At 38.1% G+C, this 16,223-nt stretch carries 16 protein-coding genes; 10 read left to right on the top strand and 6 right to left on the bottom strand.

Going from position 1 to position 16,223, the window contains the following annotated elements:
* Positions 1-9: 9 nt before the first annotated feature.
* Positions 10-918 carry a glycine betaine ABC transporter substrate-binding protein gene (locus AC0VXV_RS13330; RefSeq protein ID WP_475528665.1) on the top strand — a complete coding sequence of 303 codons (909 nt, stop codon included), beginning with the start codon at positions 10-12 and terminating at the stop codon, positions 916-918.
* A 56-nt stretch (positions 919-974) separates the two neighbouring features.
* Here AC0VXV_RS13330 and AC0VXV_RS13325 read toward each other — a convergent pair whose 3' ends face one another.
* Positions 975-1,967 carry an EAL domain-containing protein gene (locus AC0VXV_RS13325; protein WP_475528664.1) on the bottom strand — a complete coding sequence of 331 codons (993 nt, stop codon included), beginning with the start codon at positions 1,965-1,967 and terminating at the stop codon, positions 975-977.
* Between the two features lie 200 nt (positions 1,968-2,167).
* On the opposite strand from AC0VXV_RS13325, the gene AC0VXV_RS13320 reads away from it, so the two are divergent.
* The gene (locus AC0VXV_RS13320) at positions 2,168-3,472 is read left to right on the top strand and encodes a protoglobin domain-containing protein (protein ID WP_475528663.1); all 1,305 of its coding nucleotides are present in this window, start codon (positions 2,168-2,170) and stop codon (positions 3,470-3,472) included.
* A 166-nt stretch (positions 3,473-3,638) separates the two neighbouring features.
* On the top strand, positions 3,639-4,730 hold the full coding sequence (locus AC0VXV_RS13315) for an NAD(P)-dependent alcohol dehydrogenase (RefSeq protein ID WP_475528662.1): 1,092 nt from the start codon (positions 3,639-3,641) through the stop codon (positions 4,728-4,730).
* Between the two features lie 50 nt (positions 4,731-4,780).
* Here AC0VXV_RS13315 and AC0VXV_RS13310 read toward each other — a convergent pair whose 3' ends face one another.
* Complete coding sequence (locus AC0VXV_RS13310) at positions 4,781-5,467, bottom strand: TraR/DksA C4-type zinc finger protein (protein WP_475528660.1); 687 nt, start codon at positions 5,465-5,467, stop codon at positions 4,781-4,783.
* Between the two features lie 160 nt (positions 5,468-5,627).
* On the opposite strand from AC0VXV_RS13310, the gene AC0VXV_RS13305 reads away from it, so the two are divergent.
* Positions 5,628-7,292, top strand: a complete 1,665-nt coding sequence (locus AC0VXV_RS13305) for a ribonuclease J (RefSeq protein ID WP_475528659.1) — start codon at positions 5,628-5,630, stop codon at positions 7,290-7,292.
* A 104-nt stretch (positions 7,293-7,396) separates the two neighbouring features.
* On the opposite strand, the gene AC0VXV_RS13300 is transcribed toward AC0VXV_RS13305, so the two are convergent.
* Both AC0VXV_RS13300 and AC0VXV_RS13295 read right to left on the bottom strand, forming a co-directional pair.
* A complete protein-coding gene (locus tag AC0VXV_RS13300; RefSeq protein ID WP_475528658.1) occupies positions 7,397-7,948 on the bottom strand; it encodes an integrase in 552 nt (183 codons plus the stop codon).
* A 281-nt stretch (positions 7,949-8,229) separates the two neighbouring features.
* Positions 8,230-8,520 (bottom strand): KGG domain-containing protein, encoded by a 291-nt coding sequence (locus AC0VXV_RS13295; protein ID WP_475528656.1) that lies wholly within the window; start codon positions 8,518-8,520, stop codon positions 8,230-8,232.
* Positions 8,521-8,881: 361 nt separating this feature from the next.
* On the opposite strand from AC0VXV_RS13295, the gene AC0VXV_RS13290 reads away from it, so the two are divergent.
* A complete protein-coding gene (locus AC0VXV_RS13290) occupies positions 8,882-10,675 on the top strand; it encodes a carbon starvation CstA family protein (protein ID WP_475528655.1) in 1,794 nt (597 codons plus the stop codon).
* Between the two features lie 35 nt (positions 10,676-10,710).
* Here the strand turns inward: AC0VXV_RS13290 and AC0VXV_RS13285 are convergent, their stop codons facing one another.
* A complete protein-coding gene (locus AC0VXV_RS13285) occupies positions 10,711-11,274 on the bottom strand; it encodes a GNAT family N-acetyltransferase (RefSeq protein ID WP_475528654.1) in 564 nt (187 codons plus the stop codon).
* 205 nt (positions 11,275-11,479) lie between these two features.
* Between AC0VXV_RS13285 and AC0VXV_RS13280 the strand changes: the two genes are divergently transcribed.
* The 3 genes from AC0VXV_RS13280 to AC0VXV_RS13270 are packed head-to-tail and all read left to right on the top strand — an operon-like array spanning position 11,480 to position 13,990.
* Positions 11,480-12,256 (top strand): ABC transporter ATP-binding protein, encoded by a 777-nt coding sequence (locus AC0VXV_RS13280; protein WP_475528653.1) that lies wholly within the window; start codon positions 11,480-11,482, stop codon positions 12,254-12,256.
* 11 nt (positions 12,257-12,267) lie between these two features.
* Positions 12,268-13,209, top strand: coding sequence for an ABC transporter substrate-binding protein (locus tag AC0VXV_RS13275; RefSeq protein ID WP_475528651.1), 942 nt, complete (start codon positions 12,268-12,270; stop codon positions 13,207-13,209).
* A gap of 19 nt (positions 13,210-13,228) precedes the next feature.
* The gene (locus tag AC0VXV_RS13270; RefSeq protein WP_475528650.1) at positions 13,229-13,990 is read left to right on the top strand and encodes an ABC transporter permease; all 762 of its coding nucleotides are present in this window, start codon (positions 13,229-13,231) and stop codon (positions 13,988-13,990) included.
* A 15-nt stretch (positions 13,991-14,005) separates the two neighbouring features.
* Here the strand turns inward: AC0VXV_RS13270 and AC0VXV_RS13265 are convergent, their stop codons facing one another.
* Positions 14,006-14,434 (bottom strand): winged helix-turn-helix transcriptional regulator, encoded by a 429-nt coding sequence (locus AC0VXV_RS13265; protein ID WP_475528649.1) that lies wholly within the window; start codon positions 14,432-14,434, stop codon positions 14,006-14,008.
* A gap of 163 nt (positions 14,435-14,597) precedes the next feature.
* Here AC0VXV_RS13265 and AC0VXV_RS13260 point away from each other — a divergent pair, with 163 nt between their 5' ends.
* Together AC0VXV_RS13260 and AC0VXV_RS13255 are read left to right on the top strand one after the other, a co-directional pair.
* Positions 14,598-15,113: a DUF4242 domain-containing protein gene (locus tag AC0VXV_RS13260; protein WP_079528121.1), complete on the top strand. Its 516-nt coding sequence runs from the start codon at positions 14,598-14,600 to the stop codon at positions 15,111-15,113.
* Positions 15,114-15,133: 20 nt separating this feature from the next.
* On the top strand, positions 15,134-16,177 hold the full coding sequence (locus AC0VXV_RS13255; RefSeq protein ID WP_475528648.1) for an acyl-CoA dehydrogenase family protein: 1,044 nt from the start codon (positions 15,134-15,136) through the stop codon (positions 16,175-16,177).
* The last annotated feature ends 46 nt before the right edge of the window (positions 16,178-16,223 follow it).

The following is a 16,223-nucleotide window of genomic DNA, read 5'->3' as shown; positions in this document are numbered from 1 at the left end:
TGAAATATTTTGATTCGATTTAAAACGTTAGGTTTAACTTTAGGGATGTCTGCCGCATTGTTATTAGCAGCATGCGGGGATGATACAGGCAGGAGTGATAATTCAAACAATGAAACTGCAAGTATAGGTGAAGAAGTAGATTATAAAATCATTGGGATAGAGCCTGGTGCGGGGATAACAGGTTTGTCACATGATACATTGGAACAATATGAGAATCTAGAAGGCTGGACATTACAGGAAAGCTCAACAGCCGGCATGATCGGGACGTTGGACCAAGCGATTCGCAATGAAGAACCTGTGATTGTTACTGGCTGGACACCTCATTGGATGTTTTCTGCTTATGACTTAAAATTTCTTGAAGATCCTAAAGGAGTTTTAGGAGGAGCGGAAAATATAAATACTGTTGTAAGAAAAGACCTTGAAAAGGATTTGCCGGATGTCTACACAGTGCTTGACCGATTCCACTGGGAAACGGAAGATATGGAAAAAGTCATGTATGATGCACAAAATGCAGATTTTGAAACTGCTGCAGCCGATTGGGTAGAAAAGAATGAAGATAAAGTAAATGAGTGGACACAAGATATTGCACAAGGCAATGGTGAAAAAGTGAAACTTGTTTCAGTACCATGGGATTCGGAAATTGCTTCTAGCAGCGTTGTTAAACTAGTGTTGGAGAATTTAGGCTATGAAGTAGAAGTAATCCCTGTAGACCCGGCAATTATGTTCCAGGCAATTGCAACAGGTGAAGGGGATGCTACTGTAGCACCGTGGTTACCTACAACTCATCAGTCATTCTACGAAAAACATAAAGATGATATCGTCGACTTAGGTGAAAATTTGAAAGGTACACAAAATGGTTTCGTTGTACCAGCATATATGGACATTGATTCGATTGAAGATTTAAAGCCAAAAGAATAATGAATGAAAAAAGACTATGTGCAGTAGTGGGAAACCACTTTGCACATAGCTTTTTCTTATCCAATAGAACGCTGTGGTTCAACGCTCGGTTTACCAAATAAATAGCCTTGGAAAAGCTCATAGCCGATTTGTTTTAGCCACTCAAAGTCTTCCTCAGTTTCAATTCCTTCAGCAAGTGGTGTAGCACCAATTTCAATCGCTTTCTTTAAAAACTGTTTAGCGGTATGTTGTTTTTCATGATCATTTTTTACACCTTGTACATACTTCATATCAAGCTTCATATAATGCGGATTCATGTCGGTGAGCATTTCCAGAGTGTTATACCCTTCTCCTACATCATCCAAAGCATATTGAAAACCCTTTTCGTTATAGTAATTCAAAATCGACTTTAAATGCTCAATATCATCGACCTGCTCTGATTCGACGACTTCAAAGACAAATTGACTCGGGTCAATTTGCAGAAGTTTAGCAAGCTTCACCGTTGACTGCAGACAATATTCAGGAGAATAAATCGATGTAGGAATGAAATTGATAAATGTTTTTTTCTTAAGCACGGCAGCGTATTTTACGGCAGCCATACGACATAATCGGTCCAATGCATACAAGCGCCCCCGTGTTTTTGCTGCTGTGAAAATTTCATTTGGGAATATAAGCGTTCCATCTTCACGGGTAAAGCGTGACAGCACTTCGTAGGCATAAATTTCTTTATTGTTATTTACGATAGGCTGTGAATAGCTGACAATCGCTTTTCTATGTATGACAGCATCAATCCATTGCATTTCCATCACTGTTTCAATTTCAGCAATAGTTTTCCAAGCCATCTCGTCAATTCTAAAATAAATCTGTTCGGACTCCATATAATCTCTGCTAAAGTCAAGAAACTCCTTTACACCAGATTCTTGTATCGTTACGAGCTGTTCCTTTTTAGTAATCGTTAAATTCCGACGGTTAAAGTGATCGACAATCATATCCATCATAGCTATATTGTTTTCGCCTTCTAATAAAATATCAAACTGTAATTCAGATACGACACAGTTTTTACAGGACATGAGTTTCCCCTCACTTCTAAGTTTTAATTTTACTGTAAACCATTAAGTACAAATATACTATAAAAAAATTAATAGTATATACAATTGCTTATATAATATGTACAATGTTTGTATAGTAATTAGATTAAAAAGTACTAATGTTTACAAAAAATAGCGCATAATGTTGTACAAATACTATACGGAATGTAAGGGTGACGATAATGGTGATATGGTGGAAGCAAAAATCGGTAGATGAAGATAATAAATTGGTAGAAATGAATTACTTTAAGCCTATTATACAATTTACAAGCATGCCGGAATTAGAGCAGCAGATGAAATTGATTGGAATAGACGAAAATAATTTACGTTACATAAAATCGTATCAACCTGCAATTACTGCCGGTGTATCAGAGATTACGGATGTATTTTATGAAAATGTATTAGCTGTACCATCACTAAAAAAAATAATTGAAGAACGCACAAAAATCGATCGCTTAAAGAAAACATTGAATTCATACATTATTTCTATGTTTGATGGCGTTTTTAATGAAGAGACAATTGAAGCAAAACGGAAACTCGCCCGTATGCATTTCAAAATTGGTTTGGACCCGAAATGGTATATGGGTACATTTCAAAAATTGCAGGAAACGATGATTGTGCTTATTAGTAAAGATATAACGGACCTTGCACTTAGAGAACAAATTACATTAAATGTGTCAAAACTTATTAACCTGGAAATGCAGATTGTATTGGAGGAATACGAAAAGGAAAATCAAAACCTTCGAAGAGAGCAATATAATGTTGTCAAACTTGAATTAAAGGATAAATTATCGGCCATTATTCAAAATCTGGCTGATTTAACAGAAGAAACGAACCAATCGATTGAACAAGTAAACAATCATACATCCCATATAAACAATACAATCAAATCCAATGTCGCAATTGTCCAACATATTCATACAGATGCATTGACAGGGAAAAATGAAGTTGCAAGGCTGGAGCAAGAAATGATTGAAATTAAAGACAGCACGATTGAAATGGGACAATTAATCGGAAATTTAAAAGTCTCTTCAGAACAGATAATCAATATCGTGGCGCTTGTAAAAAATATTGCGGACCAAACAAATTTACTGGCATTAAACGCCTCAATTGAAGCAGCAAGAGCAGGGGAGCATGGAAAAGGCTTTGCGGTTGTCGCACAGGAAGTACGTAAACTGGCAGAGCAATCAAAAAGTTCAGTAGAGAACATAACAAACCTTATCAAGACATCCACGTTGCTAACGTCCACTGCTGTTCAAATGATTGATGCTGTCCAGTCAAGGGTAGATTCAGGTCTGGACGTGTCTATTAATACTCAAACGAAATTCCAGCAAATTTTAAAAGCAATCGAACAGAATGAAGCGCAAATAAAAGAAGTCGCAATGGATATAACAAACTTAACAAGTGTCATTAGCAACATCGGTCAAGAAACGAGAGATGTTGCAACTACCGCAGATGAACTTTACCAAATGACTACCCACCTGTAAAAATTATTTTAAGTATTATGAAATGAATAAGGCTGTGTAAAAGTGCAATTGCTTTTACACAGCTTTTTATTTTATGAGCTACTTTATATAATTAAGTGTAATTACAAAATGATTGGGAATAGTAAGGTAGGTGAGAATAAATTAACAAATAAGGAGACACAAAGAAATGAAAATTACAGCAGCTGTAACTGAAGCACAAGGAAAAGATTTCGTCCTGCAGGAAGTGGAACTTGCATCTCCAAAAGCAAATGAAGTATTGATAAAAATTGTAGCAACTGGCGTTTGTCATACGGATGCGGTAGCACGTGATTTAGCAATTGCTCCACTTCCAGCTGTTCTTGGTCATGAAGGATCAGGAATTGTGGAAGAAGTAGGTGAAGGCGTAACAAGTTTAGAAAAGGGTGACCATGTTGTCATTTCATTTGCACATTGTGGTTCATGTCCAAACTGTTTGACTGGCCATCCGACAGTTTGTGATACGTTTAATCCACTCAACTTTGGCGGTGTCCAAAATGACTACACAACACGCCTTTCAAAAGACAGTACCGAGTTAGGAACATTCTTCGGCCAGTCTTCATTCGGAACATACGCAATTGCGCATGAGCGAAATGTTGTAAAAGTAGATAAAGATGTCGACTTAGCGTTGCTTGGTCCTCTTGGATGTGGGATTCAAACAGGTGCCGGGACAGTATTAAATCGCCTGCGACCACAATTTGGTTCCACAATTGTCATTTACGGATGCGGTGCTGTTGGTTTGTCTGCATTGATGGCAGCAAAAATTGTAGGCTGTAAACAAATTATTGCCGTGGACGTCCATGATTCCCGATTGGAATTTGCAAAAGAACTCGGGGCAACACATGTATTAAATGGACGAAATGTTGATGTCGTTGCCGAGGTGAAAAAAATTACCAACGGCGGTTCAAACTATGCTGTTGAAACGACTGGTGTGCCGCCCGTTGTGAAACAATCCCTAAATGCATTACGCCCATTAGGTACTTGTGCCATTGTAGGTGTAACACCTGAGATGGCAATTGATGTCCATAACGATATAATGGCGGAAGGGAAAACAATGATGGGGGTCATCGAGGGAGATTCGGTACCTCGAGTATTTATTCCGGAGTTAGTCAACTATTATAAAGATGGTAAATTCCCGTTTGATCGACTCGTTAAGTTTTATGAATTTGAACAAATTAACGAAGCTTTTGAAGACTCTAAAAAAGGGACTACGATTAAGCCTATTTTAAAAATCGCGAAATAAAGATAAAAGCCGAGAACACAGAAATTCTCGGCTTTTTGATTATATTGCGGTCATTCTAAATAATCATATTTACGTGCTTCATCTGCGTACTCTTTGGAAATTTGCCCCTGAAGATAATCTTCTTTTGAGACATGCAATATTTCCAGTGCAGAATACGTATCTTCATCATCTTTGTCTTTATATAAATCATTGTAGTGGTCGAAGTCCCCTTCAAAATCTGCTGGTGTATCGGAATTTCCATACTGTGCGACGATTTGGAAGGAGTCTTCGTTATCTTGAAGTTCATCATCCTTTTCCCGATTTGAAAAGGAGTTGTCAACAGCCGGATGGAGCAGTTGTTCTTCAACCGGACGATCTGTTGCAGGAGTTTTTGCATCACTATGCTCAATACAAAATGTCGTATACGGAATTGCTTGCAGCCGATCATATGGGATTTCTGTTTGGCATTTTGCACAAACTCCATATGTACCGTCATCCATCCGTTCAAATGCTGCTTCGATTTGGCCCAATAAGTCATCACTATGCACTTTTAACGCCATATCTTTTTCACGGTCATATAATTCGGTCGCCAAATCTGCGGGATGATTGTCAATAGTAGAGAGTTCATCAGTAGAATCCCTTAAACTGGCACGTGCAATAATTTCATTTTCATTTGTATTGACATCACCAATTAATTCTCTTTTTTGTTCGATGAGCAGTCGTTTTAATTTAGTAAGCTGTTTTTCACTAAGCATCATAATCAATTCCTTTCAATAGTAGTATGGGCGAAATATGATGAATTATTTCAAAATATCGTGAACTGCTTTCGTATAGTTTCGTTTTAAATTAGAAATACTAGTGTATAAGGCGAAATTTTATGCACACATAAAAATATCCATCCTATAGGAGGACTCGAAGTTGCTAAATACTGAAAACACACTATCTATCTTCGCACTCGGCGGTATTAATGAAATCGGAAAAAATATGTATGTAATTGAATATGGACAAGAATTAGTTATTGTTGACTGTGGCGGGAAATTTGCGGATCAAAGTTTATTAGGTGTTGATTTGATTATCCCGGATTTAAGTTACTTGGAGGAAAATAAACATAAAATCAAAGCTTTAGTTGTAACACATGGACATGAAGACCATATTGGCGGAATCCCGTATTTGCTGAGAAAAATTAATATACCAATATACGCTACCAGATTTACACTCGGGTTAATTGAATTGAAATTAAAGGAGCATAAATTGCTCCGTGATTCACAATTAAATGAGATTAATGCAGAATCGCAAATTAGTTTCGACCAATTATCACTCACATTCTTTAAGACGAGTCACAGTATCCCTGACTGTTTAGGGATTGTTTTTCATACACCTGAAGGGAAGGTCATTCATACAGGTGACTTTAAATTTGATTTTACACCTGTTAATGATCAAACGTCGGATATTCACAAAATGGCAGCACTCGGTTCAGAAGGGGTGCTTGCGCTTATTTCCGAAAGTACAAACGCTGAACGTCCGGGATTTACACCATCCGAGCAAGTAATTGGACGTCATTTGGATGAGGCGTTTCAAAGGGCGACCGGGAAAATCTTCATTTCTACATTTGCATCCAATGTGAATCGTATTCATCAAATTGTCGAAGCAGCAAAAAAGACGAATCGAAAAATTGTATTATTAGGTCGCAGCATGGTCAATGTTACGTCTGTAGCGATGAGACTAGGCTACTTGGATATTCCAGGCTGGATGCTTATCGAACCGCGAGAGTTAAAAGAGTTACCGCCGGAACGGGCAGTAATATTATGTACAGGAAGCCAAGGGGAACCATTAGCTGCGCTCTCCCGACTCTCAACTGGGCGTAATCGAGATGTCAAAGTTGTTCAAGGCGATACGGTTATTTTCGCAGCTTCTCCTATACCGGGAAATGAAAAAGATGTTTCAAAAATAGTCGATAATCTATTTCAGCTTGGCGCAAATGTAGTTTACGGAAATTCAAGCATTACCGGTATGCACGTCTCTGGACATGGCTATCAAGAAGATTTAAAAATGATGCTAACACTCATGAAGCCAAAATATTTTATTCCGATTCATGGAGAATACCGTATGCTTCATATTCATCGTTCATTGGCGGAAGCGGTTGGAGTTGAAAAAGGGCATACATTTATCTTAAAAAATGGTGAAATAGTTGATATTAAAGGCGGAGAAGCACGGCAAACACGTGCAATTCCGGCGGGTGATACGTATGTGGATGGTACTGGAAGTGATGAAGTCGGTGAAATTGTACTGCGGGATCGAAAGCAGCTATCCGAAGATGGGATGCTTGTTATTGTTGTCACGATCAGTAAATTCGATGGTTCCATTATTTCAGGTCCGGACAGTATTTCACGCGGATTCGTCTATGCAAGGGAATCAGAAGGATTAATAAATGATATAAACGAAATTGCTCAAGCAGCTGTAGAAAACTTTAATGAAGCCAATCCTTTTGCTATGAAAAAAGCGATTAAACACGCGGTAGATCAATATATCTTTACATTAAAAATGAAAAAGCCAATGATTTTGCCGATAATTATTGAAATATAAAATTAAATAGTTACAGAAAAACGATCTTGAAAGGAAATATTCGCTTTCAAGATCGTTGTTTTATTACATGCAATTTATTCATTTTTTGTTTGGGCTCACTAAAATTAAGCAGGCTGAAGCTCTGTTTGTTCCAGTAGCTGTTTGTAAGCTGCCAAATCTTCTTCATAATTTCTAATATATGTGGAAAGACTATGTTTTTTTATCATTTCGAATGTATTTTGATCGATGAGTTGTAATTTTTGATTCAGGATGTCAGCATTAGCCCATGCTGTTTCTTCAAAAGCAATGTTCATTTGATGTTCTTCAATAATCATACCTAATAATTCGGGATTATTAAAAATTTCTTTAGTAGAGTGTTGATCTCGCATATCAAAATAATCGAGGGTTCTAGTTAAAGAAGCATCTAGTGCAGGGCGGTCAATCGCATGACCTAGTTCATGAAGTGTAATGGTTTTTACATATTGATTAAATCGAATGTTTGATAGTTCTCCAGCTGCTTCCACTAAACGGTTTGCATCAAAACTAACAACATTTGTTATAAAGTTATAGCTCATATTTACCCCGGTATGATCCTCTTCCAACATTGTGTTGAGGCCGGTAGCTTTTATAGTGGAATAAATTAATTCATATAAAAATTCGTTTGTAGATTGTTGCATGTATGCGCTCATTTCCTTTTCTAAATATATAAAATAAATAAGAAAACACAATAAAACGCTCGCTTTAATTAAAGCAAGCATAAAATAATATATAATTCCTATATACTATTTTCAAGTAATTTGTTTGGTTATGTATTCTGTTGGAAGGAAATTTTGGATAGGCGAGTAAATGCATACAAAAAGAATGTTTGCCATTCTTCTAAACGGCAAACATCCTTTATTAATGTAAATTATCAACATCTACATCTAGAATTAACCTATCTTCAAGGTTAATTAAATAATTATGAGTTATTTTTGTTGTTACTGTTATTGTTTCTACGGCTTGCTTCTCCGCCTTTGCGGCCAGCTTCTTCACGGCTCATTTTGCCACCACTGTTGTTGTTATTGCTGTTATTGTTGTTATTACCGTTTTGGTTGTTTCCGCTGCTCGCTTCTCCACCTTTACGGCCGATTTCTTCATAAAATTCTCTACCATGGTTATTAGATGTAGCTTCTCCGCCTTTACGACCCGCTTCTTGAACCGTCATTGATCCGTCATTCTGATTCTGATTACGTTTGTTGTTGTTAGCCATTTCTTACATCCTCCTAGTGAAAATTTATTAGCTTATTGCTAAGCTTACTAGTTAAATTCCCATCTCACTTTATATTAAACATTAATTATATTTCATTTATATTACAAAAAAATGCTCTAAAATTATTAGAAACAAAAAATGTAATTCATAATTTAGAAGAGAACCTTCATATAACATAGATATGTGAAGCATTGTAAGGGGAATTTATTTTATTATTTCGATAATTTCCACAATTTCGGCTAGTATGATAAAATAGCTATTATGCATAATTTTCAGTTAGTTTTAAAAATGTGATACAACAGTTCTTGATTTTGTTATTGTTGTATTACAACAAAAGAGAGATACATAGGGGGAAAGTGAAATGAATGCGATTACACTAGTAATTGGGGCAATATGTATTTTAGTAATTGCCTACCGTTTTTACGGAATTTTCTTTACAAAAAAAGTATTGAAAATTAATGAAGATACGCCAACACCTGCAAACGAAAAAAATGACGGACAAGATTACGTGCCAACAAATCGTTGGGTAGCTTTCGGGCATCACTTTGCAGCAATTGCAGCTGCTGGACCGTTAGTTGGACCAATTTTAGCTGCGCAATTCGGTTATTTACCGGGTTACCTTTGGTTATTAATTGGTGCTGTTATTGGGGGAGCTGTACACGATGCCGTTGTATTATTTGCTTCGATGACAAAAGGCGGGAAGTCATTATCGGAAGTTATGCGTGAAGAGCTGGGGCCTGTTGCTGGTTTTTGTACAGGATTAGCGATGCTATTCATTATTACAATTACAATGGCTGGTTTATCAATGGTTATTTTAGGAGCTTTAGCAGAAAACCCTTGGGGAACATTTGCAGTTGCTGCAACAATACCGATTGCAATGCTCATGGGTCTGATCAATAAATTCACAGGGAACTTAAAGATTTCAACAATACTTGGGGTCATCCTCCTCATTGGGGCCGTTTTCTACGGACCGTCTATTCAAGGTACTTGGTTAGGTGATGTACTAACATTAGATCGTGAAACATTATCGATTCTATTGCCGATTTATGCGTTCTTTGCGGCTGCTTTACCAGTCTGGTTCTTACTTGCACCACGCGATTATTTAAGCAGTTTCATGAAAATAGGGGTGTTTATTGCTTTAATCATTGGTGTGTTTATAATCAACCCTGCAATTCAATTCCCTGCCATTATTCCTGACTTCCTGGGAGGCGGACCAATTGTTGCAGGTCCTGTATGGCCATTCGTTTCGATTACAATCGCTTGTGGAGCTATTTCTGGTTTCCATGCATTTGTAGGATCAGGTACTACACCGAAAATGTTAAATCGTTGGGATGATATTCGCGTAGTTGGTTTTGGTGCAATGCTCGTAGAATGTGTCGTTGGGGTAATGGCACTGATCGCTGCAACTGTATTACATCCGGCAGATTACTTTGCGATTAACTCATCACCTGAAGCATTCGCAAAATTAGGAATGACGGTAGTTGATTTACCGGTGCTTTCAGAAGCGATTGGTATGGATTTAGAGGGACGTACTGGTGGTGCCGTAACACTTGCAGTCGGCATGGCATCCATATTTGCCGGGGTAGAATGGTTTAGCCATCTAACTGCTTACTTCTATCAATTTGTTATTATGTTTGAAGCTGTATTTATTTTAACTGCAATTGACGCAGGTACACGTACAGCGCGTTACTTAATTCAAGACTTTTTAGGAAATGTGTATAAGCCGCTGAAAAAGACGGATTGGCTCCCAGGGGCAATTGGGGCAAGTGCATTAGCCTGTATCATGTGGGGGTACTTATTAAATTCAGGGGATATTGCTTCTGTCTGGGCGTTATTCGGTGTATCCAACCAGTTGATGGCCTCCATTGGTCTAGTATGTGGTGTAACATTCGTATTGAAAGTAGCAGATAAACGAATTTATGCTTTAACTTGCTTTATTCCGTTAGTGTATTTATATATTACGGTAAATGTAGCAGGATTCTGGATGGTAAAAAATGTTTACTGGAACGAAATGGCCGGTGGTTACAATATTTTAAACGGTATTTTGTCGATTATTATGCTGACATTAGGATTGATCATTGTAATTACATCATTCATAAAATGGCGTGAACTTTGGGCACACCCTCGTTTCACAAAACAAGCAACTGCTAACTAAAACAAATAAAAAAGAGCGGAAAATTAGAGTAATCTCTAAATTTTTCGCTCTTTTTGTGTTGGATATAAATAGTTGAGAAAGTCGTCCCTGAAAACAGCATTTAAAATACACGGCTGCTTTTGTCTTTTTTCCAACAGTAAATGTTCTTCAGGAAATTGCTGTTCGATATTTAAGGATATAAACGGGAGTTTTTCCTGTGCCTTTTGAGAACGCAAATTGACTGTGCGTGCACCGGCGAATACTACCTCAAGGTGCAAGTATTCAAATGCTATTTTCAATAGTTCTATTTTAGAGGCCAGATTATAGCCTTGTCCCCAATAATCCACTCCGATCCAGCTTCCGATATGGCATTGCTTATTCGACTGATCGATAAACATCAGTGTCGTAATCCCGATTAACTGGTCCTTTTCATTCAATATTATACGGGAAATGGTTTTCCCTTCAGATTCCTCCATTAATGTATTAATAATAAAGTTTTCCGTATCCTCTAAAGATTGTGTAGGGAGTCCGAGTGCATTCTTTACTTCTGGCGCCTGTGATAATCGATGGATTTCTTTAGCATAGCTAAGTGCTTGTGGAACTAATGTTACTTTTTTCATTCATATTACCTCACTTTCCGAAAAAACATGCGAAATCTACAAAGAGTAGATCGCTCTATTTTACATTATATTCAAAAAATATCCGATTATTTTTTAGAAAATAAAAATTAATTAAAAATAAGGTTGTTTTATTTAAGTAAGTATAATAATATAACTCATATAATATAAAACCAAGTTGAATAATCGGTATTGGGGTGAAAAATAATTGTCGACAGCTAAGATTGAAATTAATGAGGTTTCAAAGTCGTATGGAGAAAAAGGTCCGACAGTATTAAAAGATGTTTCCTTTAATATAAAACATGGCGAAGTGATTGCCATTCTGGGAAAAAGCGGTTGCGGTAAAAGTACATTGCTAAATTGTATCGGTGGATTTGAAACAATTAATCAAGGACAGATCCTGCTTGATGGGACTGCCGTTAAAAAACCTAGTAAACGCTGTATTATGCTTATGCAAAATTACGGACTGCTGCCATGGCGCTCTGTTCGGAAAAATGTGGAGCTCGGGATTGAGAATTCGGATTTATCGACTGCTGAAATTACAAAAAGAGCGGCCCATTATTTACAGATGGTCGGATTGGAAGACCGTGCAAATGCATTGCCTAGCGAGCTGTCGGGTGGTATGCAGCAACGCGTCGCAATAGCCCGCGCACTTGCGATTCAACCGGAAGTTATTTTAATGGATGAACCGTTTGGAGCGCTTGATACATTTACACGCTATTATTTACAGGATGAATTGAAACAAATCCAGCAACGCGAGAAAATGACGATTGTATTAGTAACCCATGATATCGATGAAGCGATTTATTTAGCAGATCGCATTCTCATCATGAAGCCAAATCCTGGTGAAATCCATAAAGAAGTTGTGCTGAAGTTGCCAAAGGAACGCAATCGTGCTGATGCGGATTTTCAGCATTACCGCGAAATCATATTCAATGAATTCCAATTTACTCATGGTAAAGCAGCAATCGAATTTAATATTTAGGAGGATAGTAAATGAAAAAGGTAGTGTTAATCATGACAATGCTGTTCGTGGCATTGTTGACGGCATGTGGGACGAACGAAACAGGCAGTTCTGTAGGTGACGGGGAAAAGCCAACGATTAAAATCGGTTATTTACCGATTACGCACGCAGTTCCGTTATATATGCAGAATGATGAAAAGTATGAAGATTACAATTTAGAGCTTGTGAAATTCGGGTCTTGGCCTGAGCTGATGGATGCATTGAATACTGGTGCAATTGATGGGGCATCTGTATTGATCCAGCTAGCGATGAATGCAAAGGAAAAAGGCATTGATCTTAAAGCAGTGGCACTTGGTCACCGTGATGGCAATGTATTAATCGGTGGGAAAGATATAAATTCCGTGGAAGAACTGAAAGGGAAATCTTTTGCGATTCCAAGCAGATTTTCAACACATAATATTTTGCTGTATGAAATGCTGAAAAAACATGGCATTGCTTACGATGAAGTAGATGTTGTCGAATTACCGCCAGCGGAAATGCCTGCAGCTTTAGCGGAAGGGCGTATTGCTGGTTATGTGGTAGCTGAGCCGTTTGGTGCGATTTCCGTTGCATTGGAAAACGGGAAAGTGCTTTATCAGTCAGAAGAAATTTGGAAAGATTCAATTGATTGCGGTTTAGTATTGCGCGGTCAGTTTATTAAAGACAATAAAGAATTGGCAGGGAAGTTTGTCGATGACTATATAGCGGGCGGAGAGCTTGCACAAGGGAAAGACGACCATATGCATGAAGTCGTTGGTCAATATTTAACAGTTGAAGAAAATGTACTGGATATTTCATTAGATTGGATTTCCTACGACAATTTAAGCATTGAACAAGACAGCTATGCGATTCTACGTGATGCATTACTGGAAATGGGGTTATCCGAAAATCCGCCTTCCTATGAAGATTTTGTTGATGCTAGCTTTGTAAATTAGTAGAGGACGGAGGGATATTATGGCGATAGTGAAGAAATTGTCCCCGATTGCACTTGGCTTTCTATTATTACTTGTCGTTTGGCAAACTGCAATTATGATAGGTGGGCATCAGTCGGCACTCTTCCCTCCGCCTTTAAAAGTGGGGGAAGCATTACTTGCGATCATTTTCGATGGTTCGCTGTTTGCACATATACAAATTAGTTTATTACGATTTTTTTCAGGTTATCTAATTGCTGTCGTTGCAGCCATTTCGTTAGGTTTGATTTTAGGAAGATTGCCGGCTGTCTGGAAAGTGCTCGATCCAGTAGTTCAAGTATTGCGACCTGTTTCGCCGATTGCTTGGTCACCGTTTATCGTTTTATGGTTCGGCATCGGCAATATGCCGGCGATCGTTATTATTTTTATCGCTGCATTTTTCCCGGTCTTATTATCCACGGTATCAGCGGTAAAAAAAGTCGACAAAACGTATTTACGCATTGCATCAAATTTTGAAATGAGCCCTTTTGAGACAATGAGAAAAATTATATTGCCGGCTTCATTTCCGATGATCGCCAATGGGCTGCATATGGCGCTGGGTTCTGCATGGATTTTCCTCGTAGCCGGGGAAATGGTAGGTGCGCAATCAGGTTTAGGATTTTTAATTGTCGATGCACGAAATTCTTTAAGTCTGGATTTAGTCATGGCGAGTATTGTTGTAATCGGGGTACTTGGCCTTTTACTGGATAAAGGCATTCATTATTTCGAAAGTTGGGTAAACCGCATTTGGGGTGGCGCAAAATAAAACTGCCTAAAGATTTTAGACAGTTTTTAACGGCCGTATATGAATCGTGTCGACGCGTTCGCCTGTTTCAGTAGAATAATATCCGACTTCTACACGCTGTTCATCAGGACCGACGATTTCTTTATAGCAGGTTTCCAGATGATCAGCACCCCATATAATCATCGCATTGAAAACATGCTCAAGGGCGGTACCTTTTTCCGTTAATGTATAACGGTAGCGTGGGGGATGGACGGAATATAGCTCACTTTGTACGATCTGTGCTTCTTCCAATTCTTTTAACCGGTTTGACAGAATATTTGCTGACAAACCTGGAAGCTTCAGCTTAATATCATTGAAGTTAGTTTCACCGACCAGCAGTTCATGAATGATGAGAAGCGTCCAACGATCACCAAGAATATTTAATGTTTGTGCAATGTTACAAGGTAAGTCATAACGTGTTTTCATGTTTTCGCCTCCTTGATACAAGTATAAACATTAATTTTATGCAATGCGAGTTAATTTTTTTAACCTGTTAAAGACATTTGAAGTGGGTATTCATAGTGCGCTCTAACAGAACGCCTATTTGAATATATAACAATCTAACATTTACTATTAGGAGGAAAATACAATGAGTTTATATTTAGTAGAATCAACAATTAACGAGGTTTCTTCGAAGGAAGCATTTTCGGCATTAGTCGAAAAAGTGCATGCTACAGAAGGTGTTGGAGTTATCGAAGTTCAAGTGGCGAAAGATTTTTCACGTGGCTATTTCATTATTGAAGCATCTGATGAGGAAGCTGCAAAAACAGCATTACAAGCACAAGGGGTTGCAATTGATTTAGTAAAAGAAGTACGTTTGATCGGTAAAGAACTTGATGAAGTCAAAGCAGGCGGCGAGCAAGTAAACTACCTAGTAGAATGGGAAATTCCTGCAGAAATCACAATGGAAAAATATTTGGAGCGTAAAAAGAAAAATTCGGTAAAATACGAAGAAGTTCCAGATGTAAAATTCTCTCGTACGTATGTATGTGAAGATATGACAAAATGTTTATGTTTCTATGATGCTCCAGATGAAGCAGCTGTAAAACGTGCACGTGAAGCAGTACAAACACCGATCACATCGTTAACGGAATTGGCAGACTAAAAGGAAAGGATGCGGGGACAATGGCATTGAACAAAGAATTGTTAGAACGAATCATCGATGAAAAACTGAAGCCCGTAGTGAAGAAGGTCGATGAGCAGGCACATTATGCAGAAGATTATATTTTAGCGCTAAGTGAGGCTGGATTCTTCCAATCGGCAAATAAGGACCAATCGACGCTATTACAAGATGAGGCAGCGGTTGTTCGTGAAACAGCAAAGGTTTGTATGACAACAGCGTTTTGTGTTTGGTGCCATTTAGCCGCATTAACTTATTTGCGTAATAGTAATAACACGTATTTAAAGCAAACAATATTACCTGAGCTGGAAAGCGGCGTAAAACTTGGTGCAACAGGTTTATCAAATGCGATGAAATACTATTCCGGATTAGAAAAACTTCATCTGAAGGCAGAAATGACAGAAGAAGGCTATGTCATTAATGGAACATTGCCTGCTGTATCAAACTTGGGGAACCGTCATTACTTTGGTGCAGTTGCGACAGTCGATAGTCGTGAAGTTTTGGTGCTTGTACCAACTGATATCGAAGGTCTTGAAATGAATGAGCGACTTGGTTTCCTTGGAGTGAATGGCAGCGCGACATATTCATGTAAATTTGATCATGTCGTAATTTCGAAAGACCTTGTCATTTCCGAGGATGCAAAAGCATTTTGCGATATTATTCGCCCAACGTTTATTTATTATCAAGTTCCACTTGGTGCAGGTGTAATCGCCGCAGCAGTGGAAGGTATTGAAAAGGTAAAAGCGAAACAAAACGGCTGTAATGAATACTTAAAAGTACAGGCAACCGAACTGCGCGATCACTATGAAAGAATTAATGCAGAGTTGAACAACTTGGCAAGCAATTTGACATTGAAGGAAATTGTCAACACACGTCTGCAAGCAGTGCACGATACATTAGGTGCGGTACAGGCGAATATGATTCACAATGGAGCTGCCGGTTATGTTGCAGGAAGTGTACCATCCCGTAAACTGCGTGAAGCATACTTCTTTGCCAACTTGACGCCAACAGTTCGACATCTGGAAAAAATCAAATCATCTTTTGCTTGAGTTTAAAGGGGCAAGGATACCTCAAAATATCATTTTTCTCTAAGAG

The sequence above is a fragment of the Solibacillus sp. iso_87 genome (genome assembly GCF_056173085.1).
The sequence above is the reverse complement of the archived record's forward strand: the minus strand, read 5'-3'. Positions and strand labels throughout refer to the sequence as shown.

What these genes read in the sequence shown, in the direction of transcription:
- AC0VXV_RS13295 (WP_475528656.1), bottom strand. Translation starts at nt 8,520, where the DNA reads ATGGCTAACAACAACAAACGTAATCAGAATCAGAATGACGGATCAATG.
- AC0VXV_RS13315 (WP_475528662.1), top strand. Translation starts at nt 3,639, where the DNA reads ATGAAAATTACAGCAGCTGTAACTGAAGCACAAGGAAAAGATTTCGTC.
- AC0VXV_RS13260 (WP_079528121.1), top strand. Translation starts at nt 14,598, where the DNA reads ATGAGTTTATATTTAGTAGAATCAACAATTAACGAGGTTTCTTCGAAG.
- AC0VXV_RS13310 (WP_475528660.1), bottom strand. Translation starts at nt 5,467, where the DNA reads ATGATGCTTAGTGAAAAACAGCTTACTAAATTAAAACGACTGCTCATC.
- AC0VXV_RS13320 (WP_475528663.1), top strand. Translation starts at nt 2,168, where the DNA reads ATGGTGATATGGTGGAAGCAAAAATCGGTAGATGAAGATAATAAATTG.
- AC0VXV_RS13255 (WP_475528648.1), top strand. Translation starts at nt 15,134, where the DNA reads ATGGCATTGAACAAAGAATTGTTAGAACGAATCATCGATGAAAAACTG.
- AC0VXV_RS13270 (WP_475528650.1), top strand. Translation starts at nt 13,229, where the DNA reads ATGGCGATAGTGAAGAAATTGTCCCCGATTGCACTTGGCTTTCTATTA.
- AC0VXV_RS13265 (WP_475528649.1), bottom strand. Translation starts at nt 14,434, where the DNA reads ATGAAAACACGTTATGACTTACCTTGTAACATTGCACAAACATTAAAT.
- AC0VXV_RS13290 (WP_475528655.1), top strand. Translation starts at nt 8,882, where the DNA reads ATGAATGCGATTACACTAGTAATTGGGGCAATATGTATTTTAGTAATT.
- AC0VXV_RS13275 (WP_475528651.1), top strand. Translation starts at nt 12,268, where the DNA reads ATGAAAAAGGTAGTGTTAATCATGACAATGCTGTTCGTGGCATTGTTG.
- AC0VXV_RS13285 (WP_475528654.1), bottom strand. Translation starts at nt 11,274, where the DNA reads ATGAAAAAAGTAACATTAGTTCCACAAGCACTTAGCTATGCTAAAGAA.
- AC0VXV_RS13300 (WP_475528658.1), bottom strand. Translation starts at nt 7,948, where the DNA reads ATGCAACAATCTACAAACGAATTTTTATATGAATTAATTTATTCCACT.
- AC0VXV_RS13325 (WP_475528664.1), bottom strand. Translation starts at nt 1,967, where the DNA reads ATGTCCTGTAAAAACTGTGTCGTATCTGAATTACAGTTTGATATTTTA.